Origin of the sequence: Chlamydia muridarum str. Nigg (assembly GCF_000006685.1) — a bacterium.
GTDB lineage: Bacteria > Chlamydiota > Chlamydiia > Chlamydiales > Chlamydiaceae > Chlamydia > Chlamydia muridarum.
The window spans coordinates 739,201-763,744 of record NC_002620.2 but is presented as its reverse complement, the minus strand read 5'-3'; the positions used below and the strand labels follow the sequence as shown (position 1 = coordinate 763,744).

Genomic DNA, 24,544 nt, shown 5'->3' with positions numbered 1-24,544 from the left:
TTATATTAGTTCTTTCCCAGGCTCTTTATTTTGCAAAGACTGTTGTGTTGAAGCAGATGAGGTGATCCAAAGACATAAAGAGAGGGTAATGATAACATGAAGAGCCAGTATACCAGCCACTAAAACGTAAGCAAGGCATCCTGTAGAAGTAAAGAGAGCTACTGTAGCGATAATGCCGATGGCTAAAAGAGAAAGAGCCAAAATAGCAGAGACCTTGGAACAAGTGATTCTCGACTTGCTATTTTGTATTTTCTGCTCAGAAGACTGTGAGTAAGAAACGGGGGCTTGCTCCGAAACTAAGGGCTTCTGTATTACAGGCATAATTCTAAATTTTTAATTCTTGCGAAAGAGAGAAATAGAGGAATTTCTTTCCTCTAAACCGTTCTATTCTACCAAAAAAGCTAATTTACTTCGCTTAATTAAAAATAAGAATTACAACATAAGATAATTAGAAAATCGGAAGAGAAGGGATTTGAACCCCCGGTCCCCGTTGAGGGACTTCTGATTTCGAATCAGATGCATTCGACCACTCTGCCACTCTTCCATAAAAAGATCTGGCAACAAGGGTGGTATGGTAACGCTTACGGCAGTTTAGATCAAGGATCCTTTTAGAGCGGAGGAAAAGGGAACTTAGGGATTTGTAACTAGTCTTCATTGGGATTTGTTAGATAAAAACAAATTTTTTTAGGAAAGTATAATTTTTGATTTTAAAATTAAAAATATACCTTTTGTTTTTTTTATTTTTATCATGACTGCGGACCGCCCTTTTACGAATAAACTCATTTCTGAAAAATCTCCTTACCTCCTTCTCTATGCCCACACCCCAGTGGATTGGTATCCCTGGTCTGCAGAAGCTTTTCAGAAAGCATCAGCGGAAGATAAGCCGATCTTTTTGTCTATAGGCTGCACGCATTCTAAATGGTGCCAAGTCATGCTTAAAGAAAATTACGAAAATCCAGAAGTTGCAGCCATTCTAAATGAGTATTTTATTTGTATTAAGGTAGATAAAGAGGAACTTCCTCATTTAGCAAATCTTTATTTCGAATTATCTCAGCTGCTGTCAGTATCCGGGGAAGTTCAGGATTCTCCGACTTGGCCGCTACATGTATTCCTAACACCCAACCTTTTACCTTTTTTTAGCTTGGGATATTCCGGCTTTTCAGGGAAAACAGGAGCTATTTCTTTTATTCAAATGTTAGAAAAACTTCATGTTATGTGGGAGGATCGAGAGGATCGAGAGGTATTTGTTCAACAAGCAGAAAAAGTAATGGAAGTGGCTTCCTTTCTAGAGGGGTGTTCTTGTAAAAAAGAGTCTCTAAAAGAGGGGATTTTGAAGCAGGTAACGGAAGCTATTTACAGAGATGTGGATGCCCAATTTGGAGGCGTTAAGTCGTTCCCAAAAACGTTGCCAGGTTTGCTTAGCCTATTTCTTCTAAGAGTAGGCGCAGAATATCAAGATGGAAGAGCTATTTTCTTTGTAAATAGATCTTTACAATCCATAGCAAATGGAGGAATTTTTGATCATTTAGCTGGAGGGTTTTTCTGTTACACGATTGATGATCGGTGGTTGATTCCCTGTTTTGAAAAAAGGGTGTTTGATAATGCTCTCATGATGCTTGTTTATGCTGAAGCCGGTGTATATATGAGAAATCCGGAGTTTATCATCACAGCTAAACGGGTGTTAACCTATCTAATCAAAGAGCTTTTAGATCCTACAACCGGAGCATTTTATCTCTCCGAGTACGGTCAGCAGTGGTCAAAAGCTGATATCGATAGTCAGTACACATGGTCTGGAGAAGAGATTCGCTCTTTGCTGGGAGATCAAGCGGAGATGTTTTGTGAGTACTACGACATATCTAGAGAGGGGATTTATAATGGAAGAAATATCCTCCATATTTCTCCTTATATGAATAGAAAAGAAATAGCGGAGCGTTATCGATGTTCTCCGGAAGAACTTCAGGAAAAATTAGAGGGGTTACGAGAAAAATTACGGATCTATCGGTCTGAGAAAATTAAGTCTTTTAAAGATGATCAGTCTTTAACATTTCACAATGGTTGGGGAATTTTTTCCTTAATAAAAACAGGGCTTATCTTAGGAGATCCTGAGTGTTTTTCAGTAGCTGAGAAATGCGGGGATTTTATCGCAAAAAATTTATGCAAAAATGGTCGATTATTACGTCGATGGCGACAGGGTGAAGCTAAGTATTCTGCAGGATTAGAAGATTATGCCGCGGTTATTATGGGGGCTTTGGCTCTTTTTGAAATAGGATCAGGAGCAAAGTGGCTAGTATTTGCCGAAGAGTTAATGAAGGAAGTACTGGTGTCTTTTCGATCCGAAACAGGGGGATTTTATTCTACGGATGGAAGAGATGCTTCTCTATTGATAAAGAAAGCTTGTTTTATGGACGGAGATACCGTATCCAGCAATGCGTTGCTTTGTCAGTGTTTATTAAAATTACATATCATTTCAGGTAAACGGCATTACCTTACATTTGCAGAAGATATTCTACAATGCGTTCAAGGGAAGTGGTCTAAACATAAATTCTCTTCGTTAGGAAGTTTGCTTGCTGCTCAAGAGTATTTTTCTAAACATCATAGAAAGATTTTTATTTCTTTGGGGAATGAGCGTGATAGGGAGCAAGTATTGGATTGTTTTAAAGGCATTTTTCTTCCGCATACATCTTTTGTCTGGTTAACGGCTAAAGATCGGGAAATTTTGACAGCATGCCTTCCAGAAGGGGAAAGAGGATTAATCCCTTCAGGAGAAAATCCAGTCACAAAAATCTATCTACTAGATAAGGATTGCGGGCGCTTATTTTCTTCCTTAGAACATTTTTACGAGTTTCTTTCTAAGCAAAGTTAATTCGAGTTTTTTTGCTTGTTAGCTTTGATTTCTTCATAAAAGATATCTTTTTGTGTCCTTTGAGTTGAGGATATAACGCTTTTTTGTTAAAAGTGTTCTGACGGTTGGGCCTCTTTCCCCTATAGCTTTTGCCCAGGACAAGGGTAGGTTCGTTAGATGGGGGTTTGTTTTTGAGATTGCTAGCGTCTCTTTAAACGCGAGCTGTTGATTTAACAGGGAGAGGAGGAAACAACCCCCAGAGTTCCTATAAGGTCTTTCTACCTAAAAACTGCAAATCAAGGATGCGAGTCGTGAAACGTATTGCTGTAGCTTGCTATCTAGGAATTACGATTTTTTCGGGAATTGCTTTTGGTTATGAAGGATCTTTCCCGTCTTCTTCTCTTGAGCAAAATCCCTCCGGAGTGGCTATTCATAATCGGGTATTATTCAAGATAGACGAAGACACTGTAGTCACAACTTTAGATGTGATTCATAAGTTAAATATTCTTTTTTACTCGACTTGCCCACAGTTGGTAGATTCTGTGTCTGCAAGATCTCAGTATTATTCTGCTATGTGGCCAGTAGTTCTGGAAAGTGTTATTAATGAATTCCTCATGGCTGCAGATGCTAAGGAGAAGAAAATTTTTATCGATCCTACCTCAGTTAATCAGGAGATAGAAGCGATGTTTGGTCGCGATTTGTCTCCTTTTGCGAAATTTTTTGATATGACTCCCGGGGATATTTTTAATGTTGTGCATCGGGTCTTAGTTGCTCAGCGTATAGAAGGGATGATGGTGCGTTCTCGAGTTATGTTGAAGGTGACGCCAGGTATGGTACGAGACCGTTATCAAAAACTTGTGGAAGATGCTTCTCAGGTTTCGCAGTGGACATATCGAGTATTAACGATTAAAGCTGGCTCAGAGTTGCTTGCAAATAAAATTGCAGGGAAGGTGCAGGAGCGTTTAAATGAGGGAGATTCCTGGGATAAAGAACGATTAGCTGCTATGGTTCTTTCTCAAGGAGGACAGTTGATTTGCTCGGATGAATTTATTCGAGAAGATGCACAACTGTCTGCCGCACATAAAAAAGCTTTAGAAGAAATCAATTTCCCTGAAGAGCGTTGTGGAAAAGCTTTAGAACATGCTTCTGGGCTGAAACTTTTCGTTTTGTTTGATTGCTCTACGAAAACTTTAGAACCTCTTGAGAAAATGGAAGCTCAAATAAAACAACGCCTCATGATGGAGTTGGCGGAGGAAGAAGAGGCTAACTATAAAAATAAATTGCGCGCTCGCTATGGGTTCGATCCTTCTATCATAACACAACTTCTTTCAGAAGATGCTCCCCAGCTATTTTCTTTATTATAAAAAAGGCGGAAAGGGTGGCACGGAGTTCTATAGAGCAGTTAACTTCTTTTCTCAAATCGGTCAACGGGCGGGCCAAGAAGGCTCTTTCCCAAAATTTTTTAGTGGACGGGAACATTTTACGAAAAATTCTGGCAACTGCGGATGTTCAGCCTGGGGATTGGGTTCTTGAAATAGGTCCTGGATTTGGAGCGTTATCCGAAGTTCTGGTCTCTCAAGGAGCAAATGTCATTGCTCTGGAAAAAGATCCCATGTTTGAAGAGTCTTTATCTCAACTGCCTATCGATATTGAGATTACGGATGCTTGTAAGTATCCTCTAGCCTCTTTAGACGATAAGGGGTGGAAAGGGAAAGGACGTATAGTAGCGAACCTTCCATACCATATTACCACTCCTTTATTAACAAAGTTCTTTTTAGAATGCCCTAATCGTTGGAAGACGGTCACTGTAATGATTCAAGATGAAGTGGCTCGTCGGATTACCGCCAATCCTGGGGACAAGGATTACAGTTCGTTGACGGTTTTTTTGCGATTTTTCGCTGATGTGCAATATGCCTTTAAAGTGAGCCCAAACTGTTTCTATCCTAAGCCGAGTGTGAGTTCGGCTGTCGTTCATATGCGTGTGCATGAGGATTTTCCTTTAAGTGGTTCTGAGATAGACGAGTTTTTTGCGTTAACTCGGGCAGCATTTGGACAAAGACGAAAACTACTAGCAAACTCTTTGAAAAATCTGTATCCAAAAGATAAGGTCTTTCAAGTGTTGGAGCATCTAGGGTTTTCTGAGAAAACTAGACCAGAGACTATTTCTCTAGAGGAATATTTAAAAATTTTTCGTTTGTTAAAAGATTTTTAGTAGTTTTGCTCATCTCTACAGAAAATAAGGCTTCTCTTTCCAAATATCTTCCTTTCGATCACAATATTCGCTCTAGGTGTCTTGGATGCTTATAGCATTCTTTTTGTGGTGTTTTCGTTAGCCAATGTTTTTCACATGAACTTTGAACAGGCTAAAGGATAATGTTGGAAGATGCTGTTTAATTGTTTTTAGATCATAGGTTTACAAACGGCCTATCTTTTTAAGTTTTTGTGTGGGAAGCTTTGGGATTATGATTAGAGATCTTGAGTATTATGATAGCCCGATTTTGCGTAAAGTTGCGGCTCCTATAGATGAAATCACGGATGAGCTACGACAACTTGTACTAGATATGAGTGAGACTATGACTTTTTATAAAGGAGTGGGACTCGCAGCTCCTCAGGTAGGACATAGTGTTGCTTTATTCATTATGGGCGTAGAAAAAGAGCTGGACGATGGAGAGCTCATTTTCTGTGATTTCCCAAAAGTATTCATTAATCCTGTGATTACTCAAAAATCTGAGCAGTTAGTTTATGGAAATGAAGGGTGTTTGTCTATTCCAGGATTGAGAGGAGAAGTGGCTAGGCCCGATAAAATTACGGTAACAGCAAAAAATTTGGATGGCCAACCATTTTCTATGACTCTAGAGGGTTTTTTGGCGAGAATCGTCATGCATGAAACCGATCACCTGCATGGAGTCCTCTATATCGATAGAATGTCTGATAAAGACAAGACGAAACAGTTTAAGAATAACCTAGAGAAAATTCGCCGAAAATATAGTATTTTGCGAGGCTTATAGTTTTTGGTGTTTCTTGCTGTAAGCACCTTCTAAGCTGGCGACTTTAAAGTTTTTTTCTCTTTGCTTATACTTATGCCACGCTACAGCATAAGAAGAGCGTGTTCGAGGTCGCTAGTTTTTGCGTATACGCTCCAGTAATTTTTTAGGAGGATAGAGAGTGGTTGCTCTGTTTTACATTTTTTTATTCTTATTCCTTTTGCTATGTTTAATTCTATGCGGACTCGTTCTTGTTCAAGAGAGTAAGAGTATGGGATTAGGATCTTCTTTCGGTGTTGATTCTGGAGATTCTGTATTTGGAGTATCCACCCCAGAAATTTTGAAAAAGGTCACGGGTTGGTTAGCTGGAGCCTTTTGTTTAGGATGCTTAATCTTATCGTTTGCGACAAGCTATTTGGGTAAAGGAGGAGAGCAAGATCCTCTTCCTCAGCAGCATGTTGAAGACTTTGTTCAAGATGTTGAGGAATAAGTTTTCTAAGCAGTAGAAGGTTACGTTAAAAAACCCAACTAGGTTAACTAGTTGGGTTTTTTGTTATCCAAAAGGATGGCAGTGCTTGTGTTTGCGTTTATCTAATTTTAGATAGAAGAAGCACCGTTTATCCGCTTCTCGTTTTTCATAAACAGAGAACAGCTGCCAGTGTTCAAAGATTTTATGTCCTAAAATCATTTGGTATTCTAAGTAAGATGGGGAGTTCGGGCGATGCCATCCGTAACGGAGATTTAGGTTATAATTCCAGTGGGGGTGGGGCCGAACAAAAAATTTACCGGTAATTAAATTTCTTCGATCAGAAAGAGGTGAGGCGAGTAAAGTTTTTAAAGGCCGGCTCACATCAAGTACATAGTTATCTTTGGCACATTTAATGAAACCGTATTTGCTTCTGTGTAAAAACTCTAAAGTTAGCCCGATGTTATCATTCAGAATCCAGTCCCAAATAATATTCAGATGGTCCCAGCGTCTTTTTTTCCAAATCCATTCAGCATCTATGGATAGGGTATTTTGAAGGGTTAAAGGCAGAGAGACCCAACAAGCCGTTTTAGGGAAAGTGGTTTTAGCATAGGGCTCATCAAAGATACAAGTTGTCCATAGTTTTAGGTGAGAAGGAGCTATCGGAGTCGAATGCTTATTCAAAACCTTAGATTCAAAGCCAATTTGAAGAAGGTTCATTGAGTGGAAGGCATCTTTGATGGAGAAAATATGGGTTTCGTCAGGAGACAACAAAGGGTGTGTTGTTTTTAAGAAGGAACAAAAAGGCTCCACAATATGACGAGCATGCCGATACTCTTTTTGTAAAGGCACACGATAATCAAGAGATAAAGATCCTGATGCTTGCAAATGCCCTGCATTTTGAGAGAGCATGCTGCTGTAGTAAATAGCCGTTCCTGACAATGTAGGGGTTAATGTCCCTATAGGGAGGGCTAGGCTACGGAAGATTTTATGAGAGGATGACAACCTCCAAGATGAAAAGTTCGACCCTAAAATATTGTCACTGAAATGAAAATCTAAAAAGCCTGCTTCTATACGATTTTCTAAAAAGATACGGGAGCGACCAATGTTCACTGGCCGATGGTGAAGAATGACTTGAGGTAGCTCCTGCTTAACATTTTGAAAGGAGTTTACCTTGACGGAGGAAGTGACTTTTCCAAAAAAGTTGTCATCATGCCATCCTAGATGGATTTCTGTAGGGCCAGTATTTTTTAAAGAAAAGTTATTCGGGAAGATATCTGCAACGGTTTCCCAGCTATCACTTAAGTGGAACTCTCCAGAAAGACGAGTTTTCTTTTTGGAAAAAGCAAAATCTCCGTGCAATCGATAACGGTCTCTTGCTCCCGATGAATCAATAGCTAACCTATGTGCATAGTAGCTTTTGATATTCACTGCATTACCGGGATTTTCCTGAGAGGAAAAACGTATGTTATATCCTAGGCCAATTCCATGTTTAAAAAAGCTATCCAGGAACAAAGTCGTAGAGAGATGTTTTTTAGAGATAGGGGAATAGCTAATGCCTAAATAGGATCCAAGAAAGCCTCCACTTCCTCCTCGAAAAGTAATAGGAGGTTTAGGGATTTCCATGGGCATAATGGAAAATTGAGGAATAAACAATATGGGAGTATTGCAAATGGACAAACGCGTGGGGCCCATAGATAACACGCTTTCAGAAGAATATTCTAAATAATCTCCTGATAGACAAATATGTTTTTGTGGACCTTCAGAAGTCGAAATATACCCTTTATGAATAATAATGGATGACGGAGAGATGGTCATTGTGGATCCACCAATAAACCACGGGTATAGAGAGCATCGGCCATTGGTTAATAAACAGGAATCTGTGTCTTCGTAATATTCTAAATAATCGCAGATTAAAATTTTCCCGCGATAATTCACCATGACGTTCCCGTGCGCAACAATTTTGATTCCGCAGTCGGTACGGTTTTCAACATAAGCTTTATTAGCTTGAAGGCGGAGATCGTCGTGGATATGCAATACGCCATCCTCAACATCCATAATTCCTGTGATGCCTTTAAAATGGCTCAGATAAGAAATTTTTTTCTGGATAGCTTGTTGATGAGAAAGCCCTTCCGAGGGGGAAGTATGAGCGAGAATCACTCCGACACAAAGTAGGAAAAATCGTTTCACTACAGATCACTCCACTATTCTCATTAATAATCCAGATAAGATGGGGATATTTTTGTAATGGGTTTTTTTCATTAGCGAAAGAAAAACTCGGATGTCTTCATCAGTTTTAGAAGAAACTAGGGTTTCTAAAATAGTTAGCATGAGTTGAGAACGAGTTTCTGGGGACACTTGATATCGCAGGTAGGAAGAATGGGGAGAAGGCAGGGGATTCTCCTCATCTGTAAACAAAATCGTGTCTCCTATTAACTGTTCGGCATATTGATATAATAAGGCTTTCTTTTCAGGATCTTGCGTCATTGTATATAAAGCTAAATTCGCATAAGCGCGAATGATAGGGTCTCCTGGAGTTAGTGCTGCTTTCGAGACTAAAGAAAGTGCCTGAGGATGAGCTGTTACTGATAAAAAAGCAATAGCTTTAGCTGCTAGAGGGGTTTTTTGTGAAGTTAGAATACGTTCCAAATAAGGCAGATAGGCATTGTTAGGTAATTTTAATAAACTAGAGAGGATCGTATCTTCTGCTGCGCGATACATTGCCAAAGCTCTTGCTTTTTCTTCTGGGCTTAGAAGAGGGAGTGCCGTACACTCTTTCCAAAACTGCGTGGCTTTTCCTATCGAATGGGTGGGTAAAAATATGCGGTGGAGAATTTTATTTTCTAAAAATTCTGTTAAATAACTAAGCACTAGGTGATTAACGCTTCCCAAGTGGACAAGAGCCAAAGCAGCATTCAGTTTAATTTCTTCTTTAATAGCTTTACAAAAGATGGGTAAAAGAAGCTCTTCTCCTTTTTCTAATGAAAGGAAACGAGAGGTATAAATAGCTCGAGGAAGCTCTTGCTGGCAAAAAGTAGTTAGGATAGGAAGAGCCTCATCTTCTTTACCCAAGAATAATAATGTCTGAGCAGCAGCAAGAGCCACTTCAGGGTTAGATTTGGAGCTTAATGCTTTGATTTTAGGATAGCTGCTGGCATCTTCTAATTTTCCTATAGCATACAAAGATCCTTCTTGGTCTAAAGGAGCTGCGCTGGTAAGCAACGAGCGGAGCGTTGGAAGAAATCTCCTCTGTTGATATTCTCCAATTAGATAAGCCATATAGTTTCTTGTTAGACTATTAGGAGAAGACAGGAGTCTATGAACATAAGCATCTGCTTCTTCCGTTTCGAGCTGCAAAAAAATCGTTGCTGCTAAGTTTTGGATTTCTTCTGGAAGCTGGTGGATAAAAGAATAGAGGTAGTCACTTACTTTACTGTTTTTCATACAGGCCAGACGGTAAGCAGCTTCCAAGCGAATAATAGGATGAGGTGCTGTTAATCCTTTGAATAAAAGACGATCGGAAGTTTTGCCTAATTGATTGCCTGCAGCATTTAAAATAAGTAGCTGCTCATAAAGATCCTGTGTTTCTATGGATTCAGACAGTAGATCTAGAGTCTCAGATGAGCCAGAAAGCCCCGCTCCAATAATTGCGCTTTTGCGTACGTAAGCATCTTCAGAAAAGAGACTTTGTTGTAAGTATGACTTAGCTATTAAGCGCAATATAGAAAAGTTATGTTGTTGATAGGTTGTAGATGCCTCAAGATAGGACTCCAGAGCTTGAGGAATAGATTTTTGACACAAGAATAATATCTTCTGGGAAACACTGGGGGGGAAGTCGCAGCTTGCTGAGAGCGGTAAAGAAAGTAAGCCAAATAAAATTAGGCGAGATAATCCCATAAGCTGATGTTAAACTCCATGAGCAACTGGTTCAGCGTCTTTATAGGCAATCCCTGTATATTATATACACAACCTTCTATTTGTTTGATGATTAACCCACCTCCATCTTGCACACAATATCCTCCGCATCGTTTTAATGAAGAAAAGGCTTGCACATAAGTTTTAAGGTGTTGGGGAGGGATATCAATAAAGGAAACCTGAGTTGTCTCCGATGCGGATGCAACCTTTTCATTTTGCATGAGAACAAGAGAGGTGATAACAGAATGAGAAGTACCGCTCAAGGTTCGCAACATTTCTACCGCATGTTCTTCAGATTCAGGTTTGTTGAAAACCTCTCCTTCGTAAACAACAACGGTATCCGCAGTGATAATTAGGGAATCAGAAAATCCTTGAGAACGGACAGCGTTTGCTTTGTTCCAAGCTAACTCTCTCGTATACTCAAAGGGATCTCCAGAATACGTAATGCTGCGTTCATCAAAGTCTGAAGAGACACAAATAAACGGAATGCGAAAAGCTTCTAAAACAGCTTTCCTTATTTTAGAAGAAGACCCCAAGACTAACTGAGTTCCCATGTGATCCCTCTATTTCTTGTTTTAATAGAGACTTATTTCTTCTTGCTTGCCAAATACTCAGACATTGGCCCATCAAAGAAAGAAATCACTCCTTTATCAAAGATCAGTAGTTTTGTTGCACACTCTTCTATCAATGTTCTATCGTGAGAAACAAAAATAGCCGTTCCAGGGTAATCATTAATAGCCCAAGCTAAAGCAGAAACAGACTCCAGATCTAAATGGTTATTGGCTTCATCAAGAACAAGCATGTTATGATTTTCCAGCATCATTCCCGCCATAAGCAATCGGGCTGTTTCTCCTCCAGATAAAGCTTTGACTTGTTTGAAGGCATCATCTCCTCCAAAAAGCATCTTCCCTAAAACACTTCGAATTTCTTGATCTGTAATTCCTGTTTTACGTCTACGCAACCATTCAAAAAGAGTTTCTTCTCCACAGTCCCTCAAGACATCAGCGTGATTCTGAGGGAAGTATGAAAAGGCTACGTTGTGACCTAGCTTGATTTGGCCAGCTGAAGGCTGCTCCACTCCCGCTAATAACTTCATTAACGTAGTTTTCCCCAGACCATTATTCCCGATCACACCGATCTTATCGCCCTGATAAATCTCTAAAGAGAAGGGGTTGAATAAAGGATCAGCATCATAAGTTTTGCTGATACCTTCTATAGAAAAAACTACTTTTCCAGAAGCTTTGTCTGATACAGGGAACCGAATATAAGGTCTCTGAATGTTAGATTTTTTCAGCTCTTGAGGTTGTAATTTCTTGATTTCTCTTAAGCGAGACTGCACTTGGCTTGCTCGTGATCCGGCGCCGAATTTAGCTACAAACTCTCTTAATTGAGCAATTTTTTTCTCTTTAGACTTGATGTCTGCCTTTTCTTGCTCTCGAGAAGCAGTCTTCATTTCAACCATGGCATCGTAATTGCCTGGGTAGATAATAATCGTATCGTAATCGATATCGGCGATATGTGTTGTGATCGTATTCAAAAAATGCCGGTCGTGGCTGACTACAATGACCGTGCCATTATAGTCTTTAAGGAAGTTCCCAAGCCAATTGATAGAGTGTAGATCTAAGTGGTTAGTAGGCTCATCCAAAAGCAGTGCTTCAGGATGTCCAAACAAAGCTTGACACAAGAGGACGCGGAATTGCAAATCCAACGGAATGGTAGCCATTTTTTGAGAAAAGAACTCCTCTGGAATACCAATACCTAAAAGCAATTCTTCGGCTTCAGACTCTGCGCGATAGCCATCCTCTTCACCGATAATTTCCTCAATTTCTCCGAGCTCCATCCCTACAGCATCCGTGAACTCCTCTGCATAAAGAGCATCGCGACGTTGCATAGCTTCCCACAAACGGGAATTCCCCATGATAACGCAATCCAATACGACGACATCACTGAAGCTATCAATATTTTGACGCAGAATCCCAATTTTTTTAGGAAGAGAGATAGTTCCCCGAGAAGGTTCTATTACTCCAGTAATAATCTTCAATAGGGTGGATTTTCCAGCTCCGTTGGGGCCTGTCAACCCGTAACGATTTCCTGGGTTAAATACTACAGAGACATCATCGAATAAGACTCGTGTCCCTAATGTTTTGCCGATTTTATCAAGAACAATACTCATGGCTGAGAGGATAACAAAGAACTTCTTAGAGTACAAGAAGTTTGCCTGTATAATTAATCCTCTAAGTTATGAGGATGGGCCTCATCATGGATTTGTTTTTTCAACTTCATAGAAACATGGGTATAAATAGTTGTAGTTTCTAATGAAGTATGGCCTAATAATAGTTGAATGGTTTTTAAATCCATTCCTCGTTCCAACCAATGCGTTGCAATGGTGTGGCGGATGGTATGAGGGGTAATCGTTCCGGATAGGCCTGTTTTGAGAAGATATTGTTGAAATTTTCGGTCTATAGAGCGAGTAGATAGGCGCTTCCCAAATCGATTTAAAAAACAAGCTTGATGATCTTGTTCAACAGCAGCTCTGTCTGGGTGATCTAGATAGGCTTGTAACCATTGGACTGCTACTTTCGTCATAGGGACTATGCGTTCCTTTTTGCCTTTCCCGCAGATGCGTAAAAGGTTGGATTGAAAATCAATATCAGAACGATTTAGAGCTGTAATCTCGCTAATTCTTAGGCCAGAACTATAAAAAAGTTCGAGTAAGCAACGGTCTCGAAATCCAGTAACTTTATCTAAATCTGGAGCAGACATTAGGGCCAGAACTTGCTCATAGGTGAGTGGAGAAGGGAGTTCTTTAGGGAGGCGAGGGCCGCGAATCATTTCTGCAGGATTCTCTGGTATCCATTGGTTTTTTACACAAAATTTCGCAAAGCTTTTAATCGCAGATAATCGACGACGCACGGTGCGCTTTGAATGAGTAGTTTGGATTTGTTCTAAGAGATAAAGACGGATGTTTTCTTTGGTAAATAGGGAAAAAGAAAGTTGGCTAGAGGAGCGGGAATCTTCCTGAAGAGATAGTGGAGGGGTTGGGGTTAGCTCCCCTTTTTTTTCTAAAAAACATTTTAGAGAGCTAAGATCTATGCTATAATTTCTTAGTGTATGAGGAGAAGCTGCTTTCATGTTTTTTAGATAATCTAAAAATGCATAAAAGGATGCGATCATTCCAGACCTACTATATTCACACAAGCTAGGAAAGCTTTTGGGTTGTTTCTGTAGTATATGCGTTAATTCGCGTTTTTAGGAAACTCGTAGCTGCAAAATTCTTCCGCTGCAAATACATTAGGGAAGATTTCTCCCGCTTCTTGGACGAACTGCTCAGTTGTATTATACCGCGCAGAGAAATGGGTTAGAATTAGTTGTTGAGCCTCTGCACGTTTTGCTTGTTCTGCAGCTTGTTTTGCAGTCATATGATAATGATTTTTAGCGAGATGGGCGTGTTCTTCCAAATAGGTGCTTTCGCATAACAAGATACGAGCATTTTTTGCTAAATCCACAATAGCTTGGCAAGGAAGGGAGTCTGCAACGACCGCAATGCTGTCTCCCTTACGCGTGTAGCTGACGTCTTCTAAACGGATGATATTGTTATTAACTTTTATTATCCCTTTGTTAATGAGTTCTTGCATAATTGGCCCTTTTAGGCCAGCTGCTTTAATTTTTTCAGAGATAAATTTAGTGGTGTCAGGCTCGGTAATTCGCCAGCCTAAGGTATCAACAAGATGGTCAAGTTGGCGAGCTTCTATTCGAAAATTGCCGAAATCTTCCACGATTCCTTCGCTGCTGATCGGATGCTCTACAACTTTGATCGTTTCGTGATAAATTGTGCTATAGCGAAGTCTATCAAAATATTTTTTTCCTGAAGCAGGATAGTAGCAATGTATTGGATGAGAAACCTTATCTAGGTTTAGGCGCATGAGCATGGATCCCAGACCCAGACAGTGGTCCCCATGAAAATGACTGATAAAAATGCGAGAAACTACCGTGGGGGCAATGTTGGCATAAATGAATTGTCGCTGGGTTCCTTCTCCTGGATCAAATAAAAGACCTTCACCGTTCCAGCGAAGCAAATATGCCCCATGATTACGATGTCGAGTTGGTTGTTGGCTTGAACAACCTAGAATAGTTAGACCTCGATAACTCATGCAATGTCCTCTTTAAGGAAGAGATTTCTAAAAGGTGAAATTATTATGCCCAGCAAAGCCATTTCCCTTTCTTGAAAAAAGACAGGACAGGGAAGCGAGAACTGGTTGTTGCCAGAAAATGCCAATAAAGTAGGGGGAAAATAATTTCTTAACTCTCTTCGAGTTTCGGAGAGAAATTATATCTTGCATTATGCCTAAACACAAGCAAAAGCTCGTTAGAACCCATAGTCTTTTGTTTAAAAATGTTAAGGGAGCTTTCTTAAAGTCCTGTTAATGGGATTTAAAGTCTAGTTTAATCGATTTGAAGTGTTTTGTTAACACGTTTGATGGAGCGTGTTTGGGAGTAGGAATGGGGGTCCGTTTTTGAACGATTATTCTTGCAACATCTGGGAGTAGAGGGAATAGGACTAGTAGACAAGAGAAAATGGCCAAAGAAATCAAACAAATACTTGCCCCTAGTAAAGGAGAGGTGAGTGAGAGGAACACTCCAGAGATAACTCCTAATGTGGATAATGATAGCAGAATAAGGTATGCCCTGTTGACAATGCGTTCGGTTTGTTCATAAAGAGATTTTTTAATCGAATTAGAGGAGGTAAGAGAGGGGAAGAAAGAGCGAATGATAGAGGGAAGTTGCACAATAGCCTCCTATACTATTTTGAAGGCAAATTATACTAAATTTGAATTTGTTGAGAAAAGGGATAGAAAGAGTTCTCTGAGTTTCATAACTCAGAGAACTCCATTTAAGAGCCGTGTTTAGACCCCAGGGAAAGCTATTTTGAACACATCGTCATAGTGCGTAACGAAGTGTACCTTCAAGCCTTTTTTAAGATAGGCAGGGAGTTCGTCATAATCTCGGCGATTATCTTCAGGGAAAATCAAAACATTGAGTTTAGATCTTCTTGCTGCAATGAGTTTCTCTCGTATACCGCCTATGCCTAATACTCTTCCCGTTAGGGTGAGTTCCCCGGTCATGCCAAGGTTATTCAGGACGGGAACATCCAAAAGTAAAGAAAGTAACGAGGTTACCATAGTGATCCCTGCAGAAGGGCCATCCTTCGGAGTAGCTCCCTCAGGAATGTGAATATGGACCTGAGATTTTTCAAAGAATGGTCGTCCTGGAGCATAACGTTCTAGAGCGCTGTGAAGGTACGTCCAGGCTATCTGTGACGACTCTTTCATGACGTCTCCAGCTTGACCAGTTAGATGCATGTCAGCTTTACCTGATGACGAGGGGACTTGAACGCTTTCTATGTATAGGGTGGCTCCTCCTAAAGAAGTCCAGGCCAGGCCCGTAGCGACTCCTACTGGAGTTTTTTCGTAGAAACGATCACTGGAAAAAATAGGTTTGCCGAGATAATCCTGTAGATTTTTTGGCGTAATTGTAAACCGAGATTTCTTAGAAGGATTTTTCTCTTGATTTTGAACAATCTTTAGAGCCACTTTTCGCAATACTTTCTTAATGTTTTCATTAAGTGTACGCACGCCTGCTTCCCTAGCATAGTTATTGATCATATGTTTGAGAGCTTCAGGCTGGAAGGAGACGTTTTGTGCGGAAAGTCCCATTTCTTTCCTTGCTCGCGGAACAAGGTATTTGGTAGCTATCTGCAATTTTTCTTCCAGAATGTATCCGGATAAACGTAATACTTCCATACGGTCCAATAACGGGTCTGGAATGGAATCCAATACGTTTGCTGTCAAAATGAAAAGCACGTTGGACAGATCAACGCGAACGTCCAAATAATGATCTAAGAAATCTTTGTTTTGCTCAGGATCCAATACTTCAAGAAGCGCAGAAGCAGGGTCTCCATGATAGCTGGAACCGATCTTATCGACCTCATCAATCATAATGACCGGATTCATGATAGCACTCTGTTTCAAAGCTTGCACAAGCTTTCCTGGCATGGCCCCAATATAGGTTCGACGATGGCCTTTAATCTCAGCTTCATCGCGCATTCCTCCTACAGAAAATCGGAAGAATTTACGGTGAAGAACTTTTGCAATGCTTCGACCAATACTAGTCTTCCCTACTCCTGGAGGACCAACTAGGCAAATGATGCTTCCTTTCATTCCGTTCGCTAACTTGCCTACACTGATTAACTCAAGAATACGCTGCTTGATATCTTCTAAACCATAATGGTCTTTGTTTAAGATAGATTCAGCTTTTTTCAAATCATGGTATTCCTTGGTTTGGATTCCCCAAGGCACAATGGTTAACCAATCGAGATAGTTGCGGCAGACAGCATATTCCGCTGAAGAGGTTTCCAATGTCTGTAGTTTATCCATTTCATCTTGGATAACATCCATCGCATACTGAGGAACATCTCGTTTGTTTAAACGTTCCATAAATTTTTCGAGATCAACAGCATGGTCGTCTTTTTCAAGACCTAATTCTTTTTTTATAGTCTTTAGTTGTTCTTTCAAGAAGAACTCTTTTTGACTTTTTGTGATGGTTGCTTCAATTTTTTGATTAATGCTGCTTTGTAGTCGACTTAGATCAAGTTCTTTTTTAAGTAAAACAAGAGCCTTGTCTATGCGATCGTGCATATCAGTCGTTTCTAAAACTTCTTGAAGCTCTTCTCGTGTTGCTGTAGTTAGAGCAACTGAAAAATCTGCTAACTTACCAGGTTCAGTAAAATCGGAGTGCCCCAAGAAAATCTGAAGCTCTTCTTTGAATAGTGGGTTGAGCTTCAAAAGGTCCTTAATAATCGATACGATGCTAATAGAGTAAGCCTTTAGCTCTTCAGTCAGTTCTTTATTTTCTTTATGGTATGCGACCTTGGCTTTTAGATATTTGTCTTGTACGGGTTTAACGATCCGAATACGGTCCTCTATACTCAATAATACCTGTGCGCTGCCTCCTTCGATAGGCATAATGCGTAAAATGCGCGCAGATACGCCGACTCGATGAAGTTGATTAAACCCAATTTTTAAGGTGTTGGCATCTTCTTTTTTAGTTAGAACGAGACCGATATGTTTTTGGGAAGATTTAGCAAGCAGAGTAAGCACTTCATAATGAGGACCTGCTTCTATTAGCAGTGGGGCTGCCATGCCTGGGAAGAAAGGACGTTTATTCAGGGGAAGAATAAAAAGTTCTGAGGGGGGAGTATGGTCATCTGTCTTCTCTTCTGCCTCAGCGGATTCATCAAGAAGTTTTTCGACTTCTGAAGCATTCGGATCCAGATTTTGAGAGTCTGTATTATTCGTCGAGTTCACAATTATCCTTGGGCAACTAGTTCAAAATCCTTGGAAGAGCAAGGGTTGTGTGCGCATTTTAATATTACTTCTTCTTATTGATATACTACAAAATCACAACAATTAGTGCATCTAACACGAGAAAGTATGGCGTGGTTTTTACAAAATCGTCACACGGAGAAACTTTTGGGAAGGCCTATTTTATCGAATTATAAACAAGTTTTTAGTAAAAGGACATTTGTTTTTGATTTCAGTGAATTAATTTTTGAATTAAAACAGTTTTAACGGCTATAATTCTTGATTTTAAATCAGCTTGGAGTTTGGGCCGTGCACAAGTACTTTGTTATTGACACTTCGGGTTCACAACCATTCTTGGCCTACGTGGATTGTCAAGCTGTTTTAGAAGTCTGGTCTCTACCCACAGGTTCAGATCAAGGCCCGGTTTTAAATTTTATTTTTAACAATTTGGATTTGCCCTTTCAAGGTATTGGAGTATCTGTTGGTCCCGGAGGGTTTTCTGCGACTCGGGTAGGAGTTTCCTTTGCTCAAGGGCTTTCATTGGCTAAAAATGTGCCTTTAGTCGGATATAGTTCCCTAGAGGGCTATCTTTCTATTGATAGTAAAGAGGAAGCTCTTGTGTTGCCTCTTGGGAAAAAGGGTGGGGTAGTAGCTCTGAATTCGGAGCTTTCTATTGATGGATTTTTACTCAATGATAAGGACGCTGCTCCTGGAATTTTATTGTCCTATTCCGAAGCTCTTGAGTACTGTTTAGACAAAGGATGTTGTCAGGTAGTCACCCCAGACCCAACGCACTTTATAGAACTTTTTTCCCCACGTATTTCGGTGAAACAAGTAGCGCCTTGTATCGATCGAATTCGTAAATATGTTGTGGCACAGTTTGTTCTATCTAATAACTCTCCACTATGTTTGGACTATCGAAGTGTGTCTTCCTTTTTTTAAAGCAATTTTCGTTTAGGGGAAAGGCCCCTTTCAAGAGCTTTATTTACTTGTTAGATAATTTTGATAATTCAAATTAGGTTGTATAACCTAAGTATCTCTTGAAGCCTAAATAAAAGTGGTGCTACAATCCCCGGTCTTCAGTGCGTTCGAGCTAGGCGCGCGTTATTAAAATAAAACTAATCACGTAATAAGGTTATTCATGCCCAGTGTTAAAGTTAGAGTTGGAGAGCCTATAGATCGAGCTCTAAGAATTTTGAAGAAAAAAATTGACAAAGAAGGAATTTTGAAAACTTCTAAGTCTCATAGATTCTACGACAAACCTTCTGTTAAAAAACGAGCAAAGTCTAAAGCTGCTGCCAAGTATCGTGGTCGTTAAAAATCTCTGTTAGTGGTGTTTCAACATGGATTACTACACTATACTGGGTGTAGCTAAGACTGCTACTCCTGAAGAAATAAAAAAAGCATATCGTAAGCTCGCGGTGAAGTACCATCCGGATAAGAATCCTGGGGATGCTGAAGCGGAGCGACGTTTTAAAGAAGTTTCTGAAGCTTACGAAGTATTAGGCGATGCACAGAAGCGGGAGTCTTACGATCGTTATGGTAAAGACGGGCCATTTGCTGGGGCTGGTGGATTTGGTGGCGCTGGCATGGGCAACATGGAAGATGCTTTACGAACGTTTATGGGAGCCTTTGGAGGAGACTTTGGCGGTAATGGAGGCGGGTTCTTTGAGGGGTTGTTTGGAGGCCTTGGAGAAGCTTTCGGGATGCGAGGGGGATCTGAAGGTGCTCGGCAGGGAGCTAGTAAAAAAGTACATATTACTTTGTCCTTTGAAGAAGCAGCAAAAGGCGTTGAAAAAGAGCTTCTTGTTTCTGGTTATAAATCTTGCGATGCTTGTTCTGGTAGTGGAGCGAAAACCTCTAAAGGCGTGAAGGTTTGCGATCGATGCAAAGGTTCAGGTCAAGTAGTCCAAAGCCGGGGCTTCTTCTCTATGGCTTCTACCTGCCCAGATTGTAGTGGGGAAGGTAGAGTTATTACAGATCCTTGTTCCGAATGTAGAGGCCAAGGCCGCATTAAGGACAAACGTAGCGTTCATGTCAATATTCCTTCTGGGGTAGACTCTGGAATGAGACTTAAGATGGAAGGCTATGGAGACGCGGGGCAAAATGGAGCTCCTGCCGGGGATCTCTATATCTTTATTGACGTAGAACCACATCCAGTTTTTGAACGTCACGGAGATGATCTAGTTTTAGAGCTTCCCATTGGATTTGTTGATGCTGCTTTAGGAATTAAGAAGGAAATCCCTACTTTATTAAAAGAGGGAACCTGTCGTTTAAATATTCCCGAGGGTATTCAGAGTGGAACAGTCCTTAAAGTTAGAGGACAGGGATTCCCTAATGTACATGGGAAAGCTAGAGGGGATCTCTTGGTAAGAATATCAGTGGAGACTCCTCAGCATTTGTCTAATGAGCAAAAAGAGTTGTTGAGGAAGTTTTCTGAGACGGAAAAAGCCGAAAATTTCCCTAAAAAACGTAGTTTCTTAGACAAAATTAAAGGTTTTTTTTCTGACTTTGCTGTATAGAAAGAAGGATCTTTTTACCTAAGAGGGAGCTGCTGTGAGACACTCCATATATCAATTAGATTCTGCTGTTGAGAATGTATTTAGGTTGGCATGGACTTTAAGATTCTCTGAGCGGAAGATGTTGTTGTTATCTCGTCAAAGTGGTTCGGGCGGCTCCTTTCAACTATCTTGCGCTGGTCATGAGCTTGCAGGCGTTGTGGCGGCAAAGAGTTTGATTCCAGGCAAGGACTGGGCATTTCCTTACTATCGGGACCAAGGATTCCCTCTAGGGTTAGGATGTGATCTTTCTGAGATTTTTGCTTCTTTTTTAGCTCGAACGACACAAAATCATTCTGATGGCAGAATGATGCCCTACCATTATTCTCATAAAAAACTTCGTATATGTTGCCAGTCTAGTGTAGTTGGGACACAGTTTTTGCAAGCAGCTGGGCGTGCCTGGGCGGTTAAAAATTCTGGGAAAAATGAAGTCGTTTATGTATCGGGAGGGGACGGATCTACTTCGCAAGGGGAATTCCATGAGATGTTAAATTTTGCATCTTTGCATCAGCTCCCGCTTGTGATTGTTATACAAAATAATCAATGGGCGATTTCAGTTCCTTTTGCTGATCAATGTGGAGCAGATTTGGTAGCGCTTGGGAAGAGCTATTCTGGCCTTGCGACATACAAAGTAGATGGGGGGGATCTGTCTGCGTTGACACAAACTTTTGATTGCGCAGTTTCTGATGCAAGACATCACCATATTCCCGCCTTAGTAATCGTCGATGTTGTGCGGTTGGAGTCTCATAGCAATTCAGATAACCAGACTAAATATCGTTCTGAAGAAGAATTGCTGTACTGTCAAGAACAAGATCCTTTGGTTCGTTTAGAAAAATCTCTGATTGATGATTTTGGAGTTGCTCAAGAGACTATTGAGCAAATTAAGGAAGAGCTTCAAGAAACGATTAGCAAGGCTTGTGAGCTTGCTGAGTCTACGCCTTTCCATTGTAAAGGGGCTACCAAACATGAGGTTTTTGCTCCCTATAATGTTTCCTTGATCGACTATGAAAATTCCTTAGAGTCCGCTTCTTTACAGGGATCAGAGCCTCGGGTTATGCGTGATGCGATAACCGAGGCTTTGGTTGAAGAGATGCATAGAGATCCCGGTGTTGTTGTTTTTGGTGAAGATGTTGCTGGGAATAAAGGAGGGGTTTTTGGGGTTACAAGAACTCTGACGGAGCGATTTGGAAGAAATCGTTGTTTCAATACACCTTTGGCGGAAGCTACCATTATTGGAACTGCGATTGGAATGGCTTTTGATGGCTTCCATAAGCCTGTTGCAGAGATTCAATTTGCTGATTATATCTGGCCAGGTATCAACCAGTTGTTTTCTGAGGCAGCGAGTATCTATTATCGCTCCGCAGGAGAGTGGGAGATGCCTATTGTGATAAGAACTCCTTGCGGAGGGTATATTCAAGGGGGGCCTTATCATTCTCAGAATATAGAAGCTTTTCTTGCCCATTGCCCAGGATTAAAGGTAGCATATCCTTCAAATGCTGCTGATGCGAAAGCTTTATTGAAAGCAGCTATTCGTGATCCTAATCCTGTAGTGTTTTTGGAACACAAGGCCTTGTATCAGCGACGGGCATTTAGTACAACGCCTGTATTTTCTTCTGATTATGTTCTTCCTTTTGGTAAAGCTCGTATTGTGCACTCAGGAACGGATTTAACGATTGTTTCTTGGGGAATGTCCCTAGTTATGAGTGTAGAGGTTGCGAAGGATCTTTTAGGATTAGGGGTCTCTGTCGAGGTGATTGATTTACGAACAATCGTTCCCTGTGATTTTGCTACCGTGTGTGAATCTGTGAAAAAGACAGGGAAATTGCTGGTTGTTCACGAAGCTTCAGAGTTTTGTGGCTTTGGTAGCGAGCTTGTGGCTTTGGTAGCGGAAAGAGCTTATAGATATCTAGATGCTCCGATCAAACGTATAGGAGGGCGGCATTCCCCTATTCCTTATTCCAAGGTGTTAGAGAATGAAGTTCTTCCACAGAAAGAAATGATCTTTCAAGAAGCGAAATCATTGGCAGAGTTTTAGATTTCTTGAGTACTTCCTTTAGAGTAGCGCTCCCTCTCATGGGAGCGCTTTTTTTTGGAGTGATTCAGATGATAATCGAGTGGTTTACAGATGGGTTAGAAGCTTTTCCTGTAGATAAAAAGACGCCTAGATAAAAGAGAAGAATGGAGAAAAGAGAGATCCATTCTAAAGATAGGGGCGCTGATGTTAATGAGATCAGGATATTAGGAGCGTGCAGACAGTTAAGAGTAAGGATCCATGCGATATAAGATTCAGAAAATCGAGATAGAAGGGGAATGAAAAAGGATAAAGGTATCAGCAGGAAGATTGGTACAACGAGTGTTGGATAGAATAAGTTGTAGATAAGCCCATCTAAAGGAAGAATTTTAAACATTCGAATCATGGGAAAAATGATAAAAAGTTGAGCAGCAATCGAGATAGATAGTGTTGTAAACAAAAAACGAATAGGAAAGAGAAACCATCGATTTCCGAATAATAATTTCCAGGGGGAATAAAAGAAACGTAGCAGAGGGGTATAGAAAAATAAGATACCTAAAGTTGCTAGGAAGCTCAGTATTAAAGCTGGGGATGATAGAGGAAAAATCAGAGAGCAGCAGATAAAACTAATGCCTAAGCGATTTAAGCTAGAGCAGTATCCTATAGAAAAAGGAGCTAAGCAGAAAAGAATAGAAGAGAACCAGCTTCTAAATACAGATGGAGAGGTTGGGAAAACCAGATTGAGAAGAGATAATAGAAACATCACAAGCAGCCCACGCTTTTTGGGAGGGATATCCCCTAATACGAAGAATAGCACGTTGGCAAACAATGAAAAATGCCATCCTGATACAGAAAAAAGATGGGAGAGACCTTTACTTTTGAATAGTTCTTTCTGTTTGTAGGGAAGAGGGGTTCCAAGGATCAAACTCGAAGAAAATCTTCCGATGTCTTGGTTAGGAAATAAGTTAATGAGCTTCTTGTGGAGGCTCTTACGGAAGTTTTCTTTGAAAATAGGGAAAAAAGAAAAAGGGTTATTTTTTAGTTTAGGAGCACTGAGGGCTGTTTTCTCTATAAGATTGGATACGCGAAAAGTAATGGGATATGAAGATTTGGAAATGATTCCTTGTAGATGATAAATGGTCTGCTCATTCAATGGAGTAGAGGAAACAAGAGAACAAGGAAGGTCCTGATAGAAGTGTTTATTCTCTGTTTCCAGAGAGAGAGCTATGCTTGAATAGGCTCTGTTACCTGTTTTCTTAACTAAAAAGTAACCGGAAGCAGGACCTTTATCTACGCGTATTTTTGAAGCAGGAACGGTGAACTGCTTATTTGAAGTGGAAGTTCCAAAAGGAGAAAAGAGTAGTGGGCAGCCAAAACAAAGAAAAAAGAAGAAGAGAGTTTTTACGCAGTATTTGGGAATAAAAGGATGGAGCGCTACAATCAGGAGTGCGCAGCAGATAGGAGCTTCATGAGCGAGTATGCCTGCAAACCAGTAAGCTCCACCAATGAAAAAGGGATGTTGCCTTTGAAAAACGGAGCAGGAATTCAATAGTCTTATCCATAAGGAAGATAAGCGATGTAATGAGGTTAGAAATGCAGTGGTACAAAGATGACTTAACATCAGCTTTTTCTAAGCAACAGGCAGAAGTTTTTTCTTTGGAGCAGATGCGCAGAACGCTTACTTGGGAAGAAATAGCTACTAAAGTCCCTCAATTGCCTAGAGGCTGGTTTGAGCTGGTAGGCTTGTCTCGATCAGACCGGATAGAGCTATTTCAAGACTTCTGGTTTTCCGCATTGGGCGTTGAGAATAGCGATTTCCCAGGTATTTGTCATTTTTTTCCTCTTTAAGCCATTTGGACGTTCGGATAGTTCGAAATAGTCTATCCGATCCTTATAGCGTGCAAATGGTATACAACTACAATGATGTAGTGTATGTGGGAGCTCCTCCTTTCAAGACCTCTGGAACCGTTTTCCCTAAGCTTGGAGATGAGACCTATCAGCGTTTCTTTTCCATTCATAATGGATTTGCTCGAGAAGGAGAACTGGGAATTTTCCCTTATCGTTATTTAGCGAAAGCTCAGTATCTTCTTAGAGAGAAGTTATTAGAAATGGGGAAGATTTCGCATGAAGATAATTGTAGTTCGCTAGGTATATTTCCTTTTTATGCTCAGTATGATGTAGCGGATTGTCGTTGCTTCATTATTGATTCTAAGATTAGACAGTATTTCTCTTCGTATAACGTGCATTTAGACAATCAAAGTCAATTTCATTATGGGAAATTTGTTTTGCCGGAAACGAGTTCTGATAATCACTACCATACATTTTTACTCTGGTTGGAACAGTATCTGTTATATCAAAAAACTTAGAAAGTATTTTAGCTGGGGGAACTCGGATATCTTTTAAGGCT

General features: G+C 40.4%; 21 protein-coding genes and 1 tRNA gene. 11 read left to right on the top strand and 11 right to left on the bottom strand.

All coding sequences use genetic code 11. The annotated features are described in order from the left end of the window. Together TC_RS03225 and TC_RS03220 are read right to left on the bottom strand one after the other, a co-directional pair. Entirely contained in the window at nt 1–321 is a 321-nt protein-coding gene (locus tag TC_RS03225; RefSeq protein ID WP_010231078.1) for a hypothetical protein, read from the bottom strand. Nucleotides 322–457: 136 nt separating this feature from the next. Further along, nucleotides 458–544: transfer RNA gene (locus TC_RS03220), tRNA-Ser, on the bottom strand. Between the two features lie 204 nt (nt 545–748). Here TC_RS03220 and TC_RS03215 point away from each other — a divergent pair. The 5 genes from TC_RS03215 to secG all read left to right on the top strand — a co-directional run bounded on the left by TC_RS03215 (nt 749) and on the right by secG (nt 6,316). Then, the gene (locus TC_RS03215) at nt 749–2,863 is read left to right on the top strand and encodes a thioredoxin domain-containing protein (protein ID WP_010231077.1); all 2,115 of its coding nucleotides are present in this window, start codon (nt 749–751) and stop codon (nt 2,861–2,863) included. A gap of 281 nt (nt 2,864–3,144) precedes the next feature. Continuing rightward, complete coding sequence (locus TC_RS03210; RefSeq protein WP_010231076.1) at nt 3,145–4,206, top strand: hypothetical protein; 1,062 nt, start codon at nt 3,145–3,147, stop codon at nt 4,204–4,206. 14 nt (nt 4,207–4,220) lie between these two features. Then, nucleotides 4,221–5,054 (top strand): 16S rRNA (adenine(1518)-N(6)/adenine(1519)-N(6))-dimethyltransferase RsmA, encoded by an 834-nt coding sequence (gene rsmA, locus TC_RS03205; RefSeq protein WP_010231074.1) that lies wholly within the window; start codon nt 4,221–4,223, stop codon nt 5,052–5,054. Nucleotides 5,055–5,304: 250 nt separating this feature from the next. Beyond that, the gene (gene def, locus TC_RS03200) at nt 5,305–5,850 is read left to right on the top strand and encodes a peptide deformylase (RefSeq protein ID WP_010231067.1); all 546 of its coding nucleotides are present in this window, start codon (nt 5,305–5,307) and stop codon (nt 5,848–5,850) included. Nucleotides 5,851–6,007: 157 nt separating this feature from the next. Further along, on the top strand, nt 6,008–6,316 hold the full coding sequence (secG, locus tag TC_RS03195; RefSeq protein WP_010231064.1) for a preprotein translocase subunit SecG: 309 nt from the start codon (nt 6,008–6,010) through the stop codon (nt 6,314–6,316). A gap of 63 nt (nt 6,317–6,379) precedes the next feature. On the opposite strand, the gene TC_RS03190 is transcribed toward secG, so the two are convergent. The 8 genes from TC_RS03190 to lon form a co-directional block, all read right to left on the bottom strand. Continuing rightward, entirely contained in the window at nt 6,380–8,482 is a 2,103-nt protein-coding gene (locus TC_RS03190; RefSeq protein ID WP_010231060.1) for a hypothetical protein, read from the bottom strand. Between the two features lie 6 nt (nt 8,483–8,488). After that, on the bottom strand, nt 8,489–10,189 hold the full coding sequence (locus TC_RS03185) for a HEAT repeat domain-containing protein (protein WP_010231057.1): 1,701 nt from the start codon (nt 10,187–10,189) through the stop codon (nt 8,489–8,491). Beyond that, the gene (locus tag TC_RS03180) at nt 10,171–10,761 is read right to left on the bottom strand and encodes a Maf-like protein (RefSeq protein WP_010231054.1); all 591 of its coding nucleotides are present in this window, start codon (nt 10,759–10,761) and stop codon (nt 10,171–10,173) included. The genes TC_RS03185 and TC_RS03180 overlap by 19 nt, the downstream gene beginning before the upstream one ends. 32 nt (nt 10,762–10,793) lie before the next feature. Next, nucleotides 10,794–12,380 carry an ABC-F family ATP-binding cassette domain-containing protein gene (locus TC_RS03175; protein WP_010231049.1) on the bottom strand — a complete coding sequence of 529 codons (1,587 nt, stop codon included), beginning with the start codon at nt 12,378–12,380 and terminating at the stop codon, nt 10,794–10,796. Nucleotides 12,381–12,433: 53 nt separating this feature from the next. Next, nucleotides 12,434–13,381: a tyrosine recombinase XerC gene (xerC, locus tag TC_RS03170; RefSeq protein ID WP_010231047.1), complete on the bottom strand. Its 948-nt coding sequence runs from the start codon at nt 13,379–13,381 to the stop codon at nt 12,434–12,436. Between the two features lie 62 nt (nt 13,382–13,443). Further along, nucleotides 13,444–14,358 (bottom strand): ribonuclease Z, encoded by a 915-nt coding sequence (locus TC_RS03165; protein ID WP_010231046.1) that lies wholly within the window; start codon nt 14,356–14,358, stop codon nt 13,444–13,446. Nucleotides 14,359–14,628: 270 nt separating this feature from the next. Continuing rightward, a complete protein-coding gene (locus TC_RS03160; RefSeq protein WP_010231045.1) occupies nt 14,629–14,994 on the bottom strand; it encodes a hypothetical protein in 366 nt (121 codons plus the stop codon). A gap of 117 nt (nt 14,995–15,111) precedes the next feature. Continuing rightward, nucleotides 15,112–17,571, bottom strand: coding sequence for an endopeptidase La (lon, locus tag TC_RS03155; protein ID WP_010231044.1), 2,460 nt, complete (start codon nt 17,569–17,571; stop codon nt 15,112–15,114). 306 nt (nt 17,572–17,877) lie between these two features. Between lon and TC_RS03150 the strand changes: the two genes are divergently transcribed. From TC_RS03150 to TC_RS03135, 4 genes are all read left to right on the top strand, one after another. Then, nucleotides 17,878–18,510 (top strand): tRNA threonylcarbamoyladenosine biosynthesis protein TsaB, encoded by a 633-nt coding sequence (locus tag TC_RS03150; protein ID WP_010231029.1) that lies wholly within the window; start codon nt 17,878–17,880, stop codon nt 18,508–18,510. Between the two features lie 199 nt (nt 18,511–18,709). Beyond that, a complete protein-coding gene (gene rpsU, locus TC_RS03145) occupies nt 18,710–18,886 on the top strand; it encodes a 30S ribosomal protein S21 (protein WP_009871693.1) in 177 nt (58 codons plus the stop codon). Nucleotides 18,887–18,911: 25 nt separating this feature from the next. Beyond that, on the top strand, nt 18,912–20,090 hold the full coding sequence (gene dnaJ / locus TC_RS03140) for a molecular chaperone DnaJ (protein ID WP_010231012.1): 1,179 nt from the start codon (nt 18,912–18,914) through the stop codon (nt 20,088–20,090). A gap of 34 nt (nt 20,091–20,124) precedes the next feature. Then, nucleotides 20,125–22,161 carry an alpha-ketoacid dehydrogenase subunit alpha/beta gene (locus TC_RS03135; protein ID WP_010231007.1) on the top strand — a complete coding sequence of 679 codons (2,037 nt, stop codon included), beginning with the start codon at nt 20,125–20,127 and terminating at the stop codon, nt 22,159–22,161. Between the two features lie 64 nt (nt 22,162–22,225). On the opposite strand, the gene TC_RS03130 is transcribed toward TC_RS03135, so the two are convergent. Beyond that, nucleotides 22,226–23,758 (bottom strand): ComEC/Rec2 family competence protein, encoded by a 1,533-nt coding sequence (locus TC_RS03130; protein ID WP_010231005.1) that lies wholly within the window; start codon nt 23,756–23,758, stop codon nt 22,226–22,228. On the opposite strand from TC_RS03130, the gene TC_RS03125 reads away from it, so the two are divergent. Together TC_RS03125 and TC_RS03120 are read left to right on the top strand one after the other, a co-directional pair. Continuing rightward, the gene (locus TC_RS03125; RefSeq protein ID WP_010231003.1) at nt 23,731–23,985 is read left to right on the top strand and encodes a hypothetical protein; all 255 of its coding nucleotides are present in this window, start codon (nt 23,731–23,733) and stop codon (nt 23,983–23,985) included. The genes TC_RS03130 and TC_RS03125 overlap by 28 nt on opposite strands. A 56-nt stretch (nt 23,986–24,041) precedes the next feature. After that, the gene (locus tag TC_RS03120) at nt 24,042–24,503 is read left to right on the top strand and encodes a hypothetical protein (RefSeq protein ID WP_010231001.1); all 462 of its coding nucleotides are present in this window, start codon (nt 24,042–24,044) and stop codon (nt 24,501–24,503) included. Nucleotides 24,504–24,544 lie beyond the last annotated feature (41 nt).

Bases quoted from the DNA above. Each gene is read 5' to 3' on its own strand.
- rpsU (WP_009871693.1), top strand. From the start codon at position 18,710: ATGCCCAGTGTTAAAGTTAGAGTTGGAGAGCCTATAGATCGAGCTCTA.
- TC_RS03175 (WP_010231049.1), bottom strand. From the start codon at position 12,380: ATGAGTATTGTTCTTGATAAAATCGGCAAAACATTAGGGACACGAGTC.
- TC_RS03225 (WP_010231078.1), bottom strand. From the start codon at position 321: ATGCCTGTAATACAGAAGCCCTTAGTTTCGGAGCAAGCCCCCGTTTCT.
- def (WP_010231067.1), top strand. From the start codon at position 5,305: ATGATTAGAGATCTTGAGTATTATGATAGCCCGATTTTGCGTAAAGTT.
- dnaJ (WP_010231012.1), top strand. From the start codon at position 18,912: ATGGATTACTACACTATACTGGGTGTAGCTAAGACTGCTACTCCTGAA.
- TC_RS03130 (WP_010231005.1), bottom strand. From the start codon at position 23,758: ATGTTAAGTCATCTTTGTACCACTGCATTTCTAACCTCATTACATCGC.
- TC_RS03180 (WP_010231054.1), bottom strand. From the start codon at position 10,761: ATGGGAACTCAGTTAGTCTTGGGGTCTTCTTCTAAAATAAGGAAAGCT.
- xerC (WP_010231047.1), bottom strand. From the start codon at position 13,381: ATGATCGCATCCTTTTATGCATTTTTAGATTATCTAAAAAACATGAAA.
- TC_RS03120 (WP_010231001.1), top strand. From the start codon at position 24,042: ATGGTATACAACTACAATGATGTAGTGTATGTGGGAGCTCCTCCTTTC.
- TC_RS03165 (WP_010231046.1), bottom strand. From the start codon at position 14,358: ATGAGTTATCGAGGTCTAACTATTCTAGGTTGTTCAAGCCAACAACCA.
- TC_RS03215 (WP_010231077.1), top strand. From the start codon at position 749: ATGACTGCGGACCGCCCTTTTACGAATAAACTCATTTCTGAAAAATCT.
- TC_RS03125 (WP_010231003.1), top strand. From the start codon at position 23,731: ATGCAGTGGTACAAAGATGACTTAACATCAGCTTTTTCTAAGCAACAG.
- TC_RS03185 (WP_010231057.1), bottom strand. From the start codon at position 10,189: ATGGGATTATCTCGCCTAATTTTATTTGGCTTACTTTCTTTACCGCTC.
- TC_RS03210 (WP_010231076.1), top strand. From the start codon at position 3,145: ATGCGAGTCGTGAAACGTATTGCTGTAGCTTGCTATCTAGGAATTACG.